The organism is Luteimonas sp. gir (genome assembly GCF_037198055.1).
Taxonomy (GTDB): Bacteria; Pseudomonadota; Gammaproteobacteria; order Xanthomonadales; family Xanthomonadaceae; genus Luteimonas; species Luteimonas citri_A.
The window spans coordinates 39,356-50,930 of the sequence record NZ_JBBAXQ010000007.1 but is presented as its reverse complement, the minus strand read 5'-3'; the positions used below and the strand labels follow the sequence as shown (position 1 = coordinate 50,930).

The 11,575-nt window shown below is 66.7% G+C and carries 6 protein-coding genes; 3 read left to right on the top strand and 3 right to left on the bottom strand.

What is annotated here, in order from left to right:
* Positions 1-13 precede the first annotated feature (13 nt).
* A complete protein-coding gene (locus WAF18_RS10595) occupies positions 14-1,693 on the bottom strand; it encodes an AarF/UbiB family protein (RefSeq protein ID WP_337245059.1) in 1,680 nt (559 codons plus the stop codon).
* On the bottom strand, positions 1,693-2,157 hold the full coding sequence (locus tag WAF18_RS10590) for a CinA family protein (protein ID WP_183426257.1): 465 nt from the start codon (positions 2,155-2,157) through the stop codon (positions 1,693-1,695). Before WAF18_RS10590 ends, WAF18_RS10595 begins: the two co-directional genes overlap by 1 nt.
* Before the next feature lie 288 nt (positions 2,158-2,445).
* Between WAF18_RS10590 and WAF18_RS10585 the strand changes: the two genes are divergently transcribed.
* Positions 2,446-4,200, top strand: coding sequence for a methyl-accepting chemotaxis protein (locus tag WAF18_RS10585; protein ID WP_337245058.1), 1,755 nt, complete (start codon positions 2,446-2,448; stop codon positions 4,198-4,200).
* Positions 4,201-4,905: 705 nt separating this feature from the next.
* Entirely contained in the window at positions 4,906-7,476 is a 2,571-nt protein-coding gene (mutS, locus tag WAF18_RS10580; RefSeq protein ID WP_337245057.1) for a DNA mismatch repair protein MutS, read from the top strand.
* Between the two features lie 80 nt (positions 7,477-7,556).
* On the opposite strand, the gene WAF18_RS10575 is transcribed toward mutS, so the two are convergent.
* On the bottom strand, positions 7,557-9,005 hold the full coding sequence (locus WAF18_RS10575) for a hypothetical protein (protein WP_337245056.1): 1,449 nt from the start codon (positions 9,003-9,005) through the stop codon (positions 7,557-7,559).
* A 305-nt stretch (positions 9,006-9,310) separates the two neighbouring features.
* Between WAF18_RS10575 and katG the strand changes: the two genes are divergently transcribed.
* Positions 9,311-11,566, top strand: a complete 2,256-nt coding sequence (gene katG / locus WAF18_RS10570; RefSeq protein ID WP_337245055.1) for a catalase/peroxidase HPI — start codon at positions 9,311-9,313, stop codon at positions 11,564-11,566.
* The last annotated feature ends 9 nt before the right edge of the window (positions 11,567-11,575 follow it).

Genomic DNA, 11,575 nt, shown 5'->3' with positions numbered 1-11,575 from the left:
GGCGAGATCCACGTCACTTGCGGCCGCTGCGCCAGATCGACAGCAGGATCCACACCCCGCTCAGGCCCGCGCCGACGAAACCGAGCACGCCCAGCGCCATCAGCCAGCGGTGCGTTGCGCCGCCGCTGACACTGTTCATGACGATCGACGAGCCGATGATCAGCGCGGCGGTGACGACGCCGACCGTAAGCCGATTGGCGGCGGCGTTGACCTGGTCGCCGAACGACTTGAGCGAGGTCACCTCGATCTGTGCGCGCAGGCGACCACGACGCGCGCTTTGCAGCAGACGGCGCAGGTCACGCGGAAGATCGGCCAGAAGATCGATCGCGCTCGACAGCGTGCGTTGCCCGCGCCGCGCCAGCGCGCGTGGCGCGTAGCGCTGCAGCATCACCCGCTCCAGCCACGGCTGCGCGGTACTGGTCATGTCGAAGCCGGGATCGAGCTGGCGGCCGAGGCCTTCCAGCGTCAGGAAGGCCTTGATCAGCAGCGCGAGATCGGGCGGCAGCATCAGACCGTGCCGGCGCAGCAGTCCGGTAATGTCGGCGAGCATCGCACCCATCCGCAGGTCGCGCAGTGGCAGACCGCGATACTGGTCGACGAAACCGTCGATCTCGTTCTGCAGCCGCCCCTCGTCGACCTCGACATCGCTCGTCGTCCAGTCCAGCAGCACATCGCACACGCTCTGCGGTTGCTGGGAGACCAGCCCGTGGAGCAGTCGCGCGACCTGATAGCGCAGCTCCGGCGGCACGCGGCCGACCATGCCGAAGTCAATCAGTGCAATGCGGCCATCGGGCAGGAAAAAGAGGTTGCCTGGATGCGGGTCGGCATGGAACAGGCCATCCTCGAATACCATCTTCATGACGATGGCACTGCCCGCAAGCGCAAGCGCGTGGCGGTCCAGGCCTGCGGCCTCGATGCCGGCCAGGTCGCCACCGGCAATGCCGACCACCCGGTCCTGCACATTGAGCCGCTCGCAGGTCCATTGCCAGTGCACCCGGGGCACAAGCACAGCCGGATCGTCGGCAAAATTCGCTGCGATGCGCTCGGCGTTGCGGCACTCGGCCGCAAAGTCCAACTCGCGCCGCAGCGAAGCATCGAACTGGCGCACGACCTCCACCGGGCGATAGCGGCGCAGGTCCGGCGCCTGCGACTCGACAATCTCGGCCAAACGCGCGAGCAGGCGCAGGTCGGCTTCGACGATCTCGCGGATTCCGGGGCGCCGCACCTTCAGCACCACCGGCGTGCCGTCGTGCAGCCAGGCCAGATGCGCCTGCGCGAGCGAGGCGGCGGCGATCGGCTCAGGCTCGAAGCGTGCGAACGCGGTGTCCGGCGCCTCGCCCAGGTCTTCGATCAGCTGGGCATGGATCGCCGCATACGGCACCGGCGGCACCCGGCTCTGAAGCCGGCCCAGTTCTTCGATCCAGTCCGGCGGCAGCAGGTCGACGCGCGTGGCGAGGATCTGCCCAAGCTTGACGAATGTCGGTCCCAGGTCCTGCAGCGCATGGCGGACCCGTTCGGGCTGGGTCATGCGCGCGGTATCGGCCGCGTGGAGATGCAACAGGCGACCGGCACGCTCGAGCGCGCCAGCCATGCCGATGCGCTGCACGACATCGCCGAAGCCATAGCGCACCAGGACCGAGGCAATCTCCTGGATGCGGCCCAGATCGCGGACGGTGGCGAGCGTCTCCCACATCAGTCGAGCGTCGCCTCGAGCCCGCGCAGCGCCGCCGCGACGGTCTGTCGCCGTACCGCCTCACGGTCGCCTTCGAAATGATGGATCTGCGCGCGCGCATAGTCGCCGCGCCGCTTCCACGCGATCCACACCGTGCCGACCGGCTTGTCGTCGCTGCCGCCGCCGGGCCCGGCGATGCCGGTCACCGCGACCGCGATGCTGGCGCCGGAATTGACCAACGCGCCGGACACCATCTCGATTGCGGTTTCGCGGCTGACCGCGCCATGCGTTTCGAGCGTCTGCAGACTGACGCCCAGCAACGCCTGCTTGGCCTCGTAGCTGTACGCCGCCAGGCCGCAATCGAACCAGTCCGAGCAACCGGCGATATCGGTCATCGCCTTGGCGATCCAGCCGCCGGTGCAACTTTCGGCGGTCACCAGGCGATGGTGGCGGTCATGCAGCAGTCCGCCCAGCCTGGCGGCCATCGCCTGCAGTGCCGCGTCGTCGGGGATTGCGCTCATCGTCGTGCTTGCCTGCCCAAAAGCCTGTTTTACCGCATCCACGCAAGCGCGTCGCGCATTCGGGCTTCCGATCCGCTGCCGCATCGGGGGGGCGGCTGACTTGCGAGAACGCTCGACGCCAGGTCCCGATGCCCTGGACGCCGATGAACCGGCATGAACTCAGGATGTGCGCTGCAAATCGGGACATCAAGATCGCCGGTGCCCAGCCGCTACCGGCTGATTCCCCCGGCATACATACAAAGGCGCCCCCCGATGTGGATCAAGAATCGCATGACTCAGGCTCTCTCCGCGGCCGCATCGGCCGAGCTGAACGGCGTGGCCCCTGACTGGCCGAAAGGACCAGACGCAGTCCTGATCCGCGATCTGGCGCGGCAGTTGCGCGCATCGCGGGATGAGACGCAAGCGGCACAAGCCCAGGCGGCCGGGATGGCTGAACGTCTCAAGGAGGCGCTGAGCGTTGTCCAGATGTCCGATCAATCGGCTGCGTGCCTGTGGGGGATTCCATGCCTTGACACGTCCAACCCGGACACCAGGCAAAAGGCCTGGTGGTCTGCCAGCTACACCCGCGCGCTCGGCTACGGCACCAGCGAGGAGCTTCCCGCCACCTTGGACACGTGGATCGACCGCATCCACGAGGCGGACAAAGGACGCGTGACCCAGGACTTCTCCGCGTTCGTGAAACGCGGTGACGGCTCGGCGTTCGAAAGCGAGCATCGTCTACGCATGCGGGACGGGGCCTTCAGCTGGTTCCGGGTCGATGCAAGGGCCATCCCGACGCCGACCGGCGGACGAGCTGTGGCAGGCACACTGCGGGACATCACCCTCCAGCGCGAGCACGATCAATTCCTCGACACGACGTTGATCAGGTTCGAGCTGGGCGCCCAGATGCTCAACGACGGCCTGTGGGACATGAGCGTCATCGCCGGCGATCCGATCAATCCCAACAATGAATTCTGGTGGTCCGATCAGTTCCGCCGTCTGCTCGGCTTTGCGAGCGAAGCCGAGTTCCCCAACGTGCTGGATAGCTGGGCCTCCCGCCTGCACCCGGAAGACAAGGAAAGGTCTCTGAACGCATTCGCAGCCCACCTGAGTGATCGCAGCGGGCGGACCGGCTTCGATATTGAGTACCGTCTTGAACTCAAGAGTGGCGAGTATCGTTGGTTCCGTGCCCGCGGATTGACGAAGCGTGCGAGTGACGGGACGCCGCTTCGAGCGGTCGGGGCGCTGTTGGACATCGAAGCCAACGTGCAGTTGGCCAAGGTTGTGGAATCGCTCACGGCGACGTCGGCGAACCTGGTGTCGAGCAACCGGGATCTCTCGCGACGGACCGAGCAGCAGGCGGCGGCGCTCGAAGAGACCGCAAGCTCGATGGAGGAAATGACGAGCACGGTGCAGCAGAACGCGGAAGGCGCGACGCGCGCAAGCAAACTTGCCAGTGAAGCGGCGGCCTCTGCCGACGGTGGACAGGAGGTGGTTGCCGGCATCGTCGAGGTGATGAAGGACATCGAGGCCTCGGCCGGCAAGATCTCCGACATCATCACCGTGGTCGACGGCATCGCATTTCAGACCAACATTTTGGCGCTCAATGCGGCGGTGGAAGCCGCACGGGCAGGCGAACAGGGGCGCGGCTTCGCCGTCGTAGCCAGTGAGGTGCGTAGCTTGGCGCAGCGCTGCGCCGCTGCCGCCAAGGAAATCAAGGCCTTGATTACCACGTCGGGCGAGCAGGTCGCCCGTGGATCGGCGCAATCGCGGGCAGCGGGCGAGCGCATCAATGGCTTGAAGGGCATGGTCATTCGCCTCGACGAGATCGTGGCAGAAATCGCAGCGGCAAGTGCCGAGCAGAACTCCGGGATTGCGCAGATCAACCACAGTGTCATTCAGATGGACACCATGACGCAGCAGAACGCAGCGCTGGTGGAGGAAATGGCTGCCTCCGTCGAAGAAATGAACGAGCAGGCGCAAGTCCTCGCACAAAGCGTGAAGTCCAGCAGCAATCGGGCTGCGTGAGTCGATCGCGGCAGACCGCTTCGTGCGTTAGTCACCGCCCTCTCACAAGTCACCAACCTGGAGCGCATGACAGTCGATGGCCGAACCCATCGAGCCAGGCGCATCGGCAGCAGAAGCCGCGTGTCGTCGCCTGGAGGGGGCGAACCGCGGCCAGTCCGAATCGACGGGGCGTTGCGCGGCATCCCCTCAGCGGAATGGCCTGGAGCAGGTCATGGCGCGGGACGGGCCCGCGCCGTATGCCGGCAGACCTTCTTTCCTGCTTGCGCCACCTGCCCCAGAGCGCGCGGGGGCACCGGCGTGGACAACCGAGTGCGCCAGGGCTTCCGGGTCACCGCAAGCGCCGGTCGAGCGTCTCCGCCGTTTACGAGGGCGAAAGGACCTTGACGCCCCTCGTCGGCCCAGCCGCGACAGCGCCTCGGTCACGCTCGATTCGCAGCGACGCCTAGCGGAGGGCTTAAACTGGGGCCTTGGCGACGTGGGGCCCTACCTGCGTTGCAACCACCTCATCCCTGGTCGATCCGCTGTCTGTGCGTTGTCACGTCGATTTGATCGCATCCAAGTGAGCGCAGCCGCGCTGGCGCGCAACAGACACGGCCTTGCCGGCTGTGTACCGACCGCTAGATCCTGTAAGGACGTTGCTTGCAAACCGCTGATTCCCATTCGAAATCCTCGTCGACCAAAAGCGCGGCCACGCACACGCCCCTGATGCAGCAGTTCTTCGCCGCCAAGGCGGAGCACCCGGACGTGCTGTTGTTCTTCCGCATGGGCGATTTCTACGAGCTGTTCTACGACGACGCCCGCAAGGCGGCGCGGCTGCTCGACATCACGCTGACCCAGCGCGGCAACTCGGCCGGCGCGCCGATCCCGATGGCCGGGGTGCCGCACCATTCGGCCGAAGGCTATCTGGCGCGGCTGGTCGCGCTCGGCGAGTCAGTGGCGATCTGCGAGCAGATCGGCGATCCGGCCGCGAGCAAGGGGCTGGTCGAGCGCAAGGTGGTGCGCATCGTGACGCCGGGCACGGTGACCGACGAGGCGCTGCTGCAGGAGCGTCGCGACACGCTGCTGATGGCGGTCGCGCGCAATCGCGCCGGCCATTACGGGCTGGCCTGGGCGGATCTGGCCGGCGGGCGCTTCTTGGTCTGCGAATGCGCCAACGAGGACACGCTGGAGGCCGAACTGGCGCGGCTCGACCCGGCCGAACTGCTGGTGCCCGACGAAGACGGCTGGCCTGCGTTCCTGGGCGAGCGCAGCGGCATGCGCCGGCGGCCGCCGTGGCTGTTCGATGCCGATTCGGGCCGCCGCCAGTTGCTGCAGTTCTTCGGCCTGCACGACCTCACCGGCTTCGGCATCGACGACCGGCCGCTGGCGATCGCCGCAGCCGGCGCGTTGCTCGGCTACGTCGAGGAGACCCAGAAGCAGCGGTTGCCGCATCTGACCTCGATCGCGGTGGAAAGCGGCGACGGCGCGATCGCGATGAACGCCGCCACGCGTCGGCATCTCGAACTCGATACCCGCGTCGACGGCGACACCCGCAATACCCTGCTCGGCGTGCTCGACAGCACAGTCACGCCGATGGGCGGGCGCCTGCTGCGCCGCTGGCTGCACCGGCCGCTGCGCGATCGCGGCGTGCTGGGCGAGCGCCTGCACGCGGTCGAGGCGCTGATCGAGGACGGCGCCGATGTCGCGCTGCGCGAGCGCTTCCGTGCGCTCGGCGATCTGGAACGCGTGCTCACACGCATCGCGCTGCGCTCGGCGCGGCCGCGCGACCTGTCCACGCTGCGCGACGGCCTGGCGCTGCTGCCCGACCTGCGCACCACGCTGCAGGCGATCGACTCGCCGCGCCTGCGCGCCTTGCACGACGCCCTCGGCGAGCACGGCGAGCAGGCCCACCTGCTGGCCACGGCCCTGGTCGAGCAGCCGCCGGTGCTCGCGCGCGACGGCGGTGTGTTCGCCGACGACTACGATGCCGAGCTGGCCGAGCTGCGCCGGTTGAGCACCAACGCCGACCAGTTCCTCGTCGATCTGGAAGCGCGCGAGCGCGAGGCCAGCGGCATCGCCACGCTCAAAGTCGGCTACAACCGTGTGCACGGCTACTTCATCGAGATCGGCAAAGCGCACGCGGCCAAGGCGCCGGCGCACTACACGCGGCGGCAGACGCTGACCAATGCCGAGCGCTACATCACCGAGGAACTCAAGCAGTTCGAGGACAAGGTGCTGTCCGCACGCGAGCGCGCGCTCGCCCGCGAACGCCTGCTCTACGAACAGTTACTCGACGCGCTCAATGCCAGCCTCGAGACCCTCAAGCAGTGCGCGGGCGCGCTCAGCGAACTCGACGTGCTCGCCTGTTTCGCCGAACGCGCGCAGGCGCTCGACTGGTCGCGCCCGCAGCTCGACGCGCATCCGGGCGTGCGCATCGAGCGTGGCCGCCATCCGGTGGTCGAGGCGGTGCGGCGCGACCCCTTCGAGCCCAACGACCTGGTGCTCGGCGACGGCCCCGAGTTCGGCGACCGCCGCATGCTGGTCATCACCGGCCCGAACATGGGCGGCAAGAGCACCTACATGCGCCAGAACGCGCTGATCGTGCTGCTCGCGCACATCGGCAGCTTCGTGCCGGCGGCCCGCGCGACGATCGGCCCGATCGACCGAATCCTCACCCGCATCGGCGCTGGCGACGATCTCGCCAAGGGCCAGTCGACCTTCATGGTCGAGATGGCCGAGACCAGCTACATCCTCCACCACGCCACCGACGCATCGCTGGTGCTGATGGACGAGATCGGCCGCGGCACCTCGACCTACGACGGACTCGCGCTGGCCGACGCCTGCGCGCGCCATCTCGCCGGCCGCAACCGCAGCTACACGCTGTTCGCAACGCACTACTTCGAACTCACCGCGCTGGCGCAGCCCGGCAGCGGCATCGCCAACGTGCATCTGGACGCAGTCGAGCATCGCGACCAGCAGGGCAACGAGACGCTGGTGTTCATGCACGCGGTCAAGGACGGGCCGGCCGACCGCAGCTTCGGTCTGCAGGTCGCAGCGCTGGCCGGCCTGCCCAAACAGGTCGTGCGCGATGCCCGGGCGCGGCTGGCCGAGCTCGAGCAGCGGCGTAACGACACGCCCGCGCCGCCGATGTCGGCCGACACGCTCGGCACCCCGCAGCAGATCGGCCTGTTCGCGCCGCCGTCGGCCGCGGTCGAAGCGCTGGCCGGGATCGATCCCGACGAACTGACGCCCAAGCAGGCGCTGGAAGCGCTTTACCGGATACGCGCGCTGCTGTAGCCCGCAGATGACTCGCCTGGAGCCGAGGGACCTCGAAGCATAGGCGCGCCAGCGCAAAGTCACTCAAGGTCGGCTCGCGCTCAAAGGGCGGCGGGAGGTACTGCGATCCCCGTTTCGCTCGGGTCGGGGCGCCACCGCCATCGCCCATCTAGTGAGAACTCCAAGCAGTGACCGATTGCCGGGCAGTCGCCCCCAACCTGAATCTGTTCAGGGGACAGGCCGAGTCTCCATGCAAGCCCCATTTGACCAATCGCATAAAATCGCTGGGAATCGACGACGCTTACATTGAAGGGGCCGCTCACGCCCTGCATCTGGAGGGCGAGCAACAACGTCTCTGCTTCATGCGCTCGACCAATCAGGCCCGGGTGCTCAAGCTGGCGCGTGCCTTCAACCGCGATCCACGACGAAGCGCTGATCAATCCCGCTACTAGCAGCGCTGCACGGCTTCTGGCAAGGCACCGAGCCAGCGCAATGACCGGTAGGATCACTGCGATCGCCGCGTAGTATTCGTAACTGTTCCAAGCAAACAGAAAGTATGGCGCGTAGGCAGTAACGGCAAATGCCGTAATACAAAGCCACTGCCACTTGCGCAAGAGTAGATGCCCTCGCCAGACCGCGATGCACCAAGCAGTCAGCATCGGCAGGGAAGTTGCGGCAATCCAAGCAGCACCACGCAATCGCTCGCCTTCCACTGCCATCCTCAGTGCTTCGCGTGGCACGTTTAACATCCATGCACCGAACGCAGCCGCGTTGCGGAAGACGTGGCCCCCCAATCCCATGGCGTAGGACGCGTCAGTGTTTTCGGTGAAGCGCTCGCGTAGAAGCAGCCACACCAAGACGACGCAGACACAGGCCGCCCACGCCACAATCTCATGTCGATCGGGCAGTCGCGTCGACACGAACAACCTGACCAGAACCATCAGTGCTGGGGATAAGGCAGCCGATTCCTTGCTTAACAGAGCCAGTCCAAGCCAAATAGGAAGGGACGCGTAGAGCATGTAACGACGGCGTCCGGACATATGTATGGTCGCCGCCCAAGCCGACATCAGCAGCATCGTGAACAGTGTCAGCAACGCATTGTTCGCAGCGGAAGCCCAGTGCACCGGCAAGAGGTGCATCGTCAGCGTGCCATGGACCGCTCCACTCAGCGCGGCAACAGTCAATGAACGCTGCCATTGACAGGCACGAGCGAGACGGAAGGCGAACAGTGCCACTGCCAGCGTCGCCAATGCGTGCAACCCAAGGCTAACCCCATGGACAGCGCGTGAGCGCCCCCCCAAGAAGGCATCGACCCAGCGCCAATACCCCTCCTGCGAGAGCGGACGCCAGAACCGGGGCGGCGATGTCGGCCAGAAGTCCGACCACCACGGTGCACCGAGCGCATTCGTCACGCGCGCCGCATGGAGGAAAACGTAATCGTCTCCCCAGAGCGGCGTTCGTAATGCCGGCCACCACATTGCGGATGCGGAGAGCAGCAGTAAAAGAGCTGCAAGCACGGGGAAAAAGGAGGTCCGTTCGTTTTGATTCATCGAGCGTTGGTCCGTCAGCGCGGCGCCATGATGCCCGAAACGCTCTGAGCGCGCGTGCGACTTGATGCCGCCCCCGATGTCAACGGCCTCCGCGTCTATCGATAGCTTTTAACTATAGATTATTGGGAAACAATCGATTTCCATAGCGCATCACGCACCACTACGCTAAGCCCAGTTGCGATGAATCGCTATACGTGCATCGCCGCGATATCGCGATTACCCCTGTGACCAGGCAACTGTCCGGCAGCACCGGGACTTACCACCCGACCGGTCGCGACCCACTCTGCGCCAACCGCGAGGCCCCCATGTCCACCGAAGCCAAATGCCCCTTCCATCACGATGCCGCTGTCCAGGGCACGAGCAATCGCGACTGGTGGCCCAACCAGTTGCGCGTCGATCTGCTCAGCCAGCACTCGTCGAAGTCCGATCCGATGGGCGCGGATTTCGATTACGCGGCCGAGTTCGAGAAACTCGACTACCACGGCCTCAAGCGCGATCTGCGCGCATTGATGACCGACTCCCAGGACTGGTGGCCGGCCGACTTCGGCCACTACGGCCCGCTGTTCATCCGCATGGCCTGGCACGCGGCCGGAACCTACCGCACCGGCGACGGCCGCGGTGGCGGCGGCCGGGGCCAGCAGCGATTCGCCCCGCTCAACAGCTGGCCCGACAACGTCAATCTCGACAAGGCCCGGCGACTGTTGTGGCCGATCAAGCGCAAGTACGGGCGGCGGATCTCGTGGGCGGACCTGCTGATCCTCACCGGAAACGTGGCGCTGGAGACGATGGGCTTTCGCACCTTCGGCTTCGCCGCCGGGCGCGAAGACACCTGGGAGCCCGACCAGGACGTGTACTGGGGCCGTGAAACGACCTGGCTCGCCGGCGACGTGCGCTACGCACACGGCTCGCACGGTGTCGAGAAGCCCGGCGACGCAGCGGTGCTGGTGTCCGACGACGATGCCGACGGCGACGTCCACACGCGTCGGCTCGAACGCCCGCTGGCCGCGGTGCAGATGGGGCTGATCTACGTGAACCCGGAAGGCCCCGACGGCAACCCCGACCCATTGCTCGCCGCGCACGACATCCGCGATACCTTCGGCCGCATGGCGATGGACGACGAGGAAACGGTCGCACTGATTGCCGGCGGCCACACTTTCGGCAAGACCCACGGTGCCGGTCCAGCCGAGCATGTCGGTGCAGAAACCGAAGCCGCCGACCTGGAGGAACAAGGATTGGGCTGGCGCAGCAGCTTCGGCTCGGGCAAGGCAGGCGACACGATCACCAGCGGCCTGGAAGTGACCTGGACCACGACACCGGCGCTGTGGAGCAACAACTTCTTCGAGAATCTGTTCGGCTTCGAGTGGGAACTGGAGAAGTCCCCCGCCGGTGCGCACCAGTGGGTCGCCCGCGAGGCCGGCGACATCGTGCCCGACGCCCATGACCCGGCCAAGAAGCACCGACCGCGGATGCTGACCACCGACCTGGCCCTGCGCTTCGACCCCGTGTACGGCAAGATCTCGCGGCGCTTTCTCGAGAACCCACAGGCCTTCGCCGACGCCTTCGCTCGCGCCTGGTTCAAGCTGACCCATCGCGACATGGGACCGCGCGCACGCTACCTCGGCCCCGAGGTTCCCAAGGAAGCCTTGATCTGGCAGGACCCGGTGCCTGCGGCCGAGCATCCGTTGATCGATGAGGCCGACGTGGCGACGCTCAAGGCGCAGGTGCTGGCATCGGGCCTGACGGTCTCCGAACTGGTGGGCACTGCGTGGGCGTCCGCGTCCACGTTCCGCGGCAGCGACAAGCGCGGTGGCGCCAACGGCGCACGTATCCGTCTGGCGCCGCAGAAGGACTGGCCGGTCAATCGCCCCGACCGACTGGCGCGGGTGCTCGACGTACTGCAGCGCATCCAGCGCGCGTTCAACCTCGACGCGCCGGGCGGCAAGCAGGTGTCGCTGGCCGACCTGATCGTGCTCGCGGGCAATGCCGGCGTCGAGCACGCCGCGATGGCGGCCGGCCGCGAGATCGCCGTGCCGTTCTCGCCCGGTCGCACCGACGCGAGCCAGGCACAGACCGATGTCGCGTCGTTCGCGGTACTCGAGCCGCACGCTGACGGCTTCCGCAACTATCTGGCCGGCCCCTCGGCGATCCCCGCCGAAGCGCTGCTGATCGACCGGGCGCAACTGCTGACACTGACCGCCCCCGAACTGACCGTGCTCATCGGCGGCCTGCGTGTGCTCGACATCGGTGTCGACGACACCCGGCACGGCGTGTTCACCGACCGGCCCGGCGTGCTGAGCAACGACTTCTTCGTCCACTTGCTCGACATGGACACCGCCTGGTCGCCCCGCTCCAAGGCGCGCGACGTGTTCGAGGGTCGCGATCGTCGGAGCGGTGCAGTGAAGTGGACCGGCACCCGCGTCGACCTGGTGTTCGGATCCAATGCCGTATTGCGTGCGCTGGCCGAGGTCTATGCCAGCGACGACGCCCAGGGCAAGTTCGTCGACGACTTCGTCGCGGCCTGGACGAAGGTGATGGCACTCGATCGGTTCGACCTGCGCTGATCTTGCATC

Excerpts from the sequence above, each read along its gene's own strand:
- WAF18_RS10590 (WP_183426257.1), bottom strand. The coding sequence starts at position 2,157 with ATGGCCGCCAGGCTGGGCGGACTGCTGCATGACCGCCACCATCGCCTG.
- WAF18_RS10595 (WP_337245059.1), bottom strand. The coding sequence starts at position 1,693 with ATGTGGGAGACGCTCGCCACCGTCCGCGATCTGGGCCGCATCCAGGAG.
- katG (WP_337245055.1), top strand. The coding sequence starts at position 9,311 with ATGTCCACCGAAGCCAAATGCCCCTTCCATCACGATGCCGCTGTCCAG.
- WAF18_RS10575 (WP_337245056.1), bottom strand. The coding sequence starts at position 9,005 with ATGAATCAAAACGAACGGACCTCCTTTTTCCCCGTGCTTGCAGCTCTT.
- WAF18_RS10585 (WP_337245058.1), top strand. The coding sequence starts at position 2,446 with ATGTGGATCAAGAATCGCATGACTCAGGCTCTCTCCGCGGCCGCATCG.
- mutS (WP_337245057.1), top strand. The coding sequence starts at position 4,906 with ATGCAGCAGTTCTTCGCCGCCAAGGCGGAGCACCCGGACGTGCTGTTG.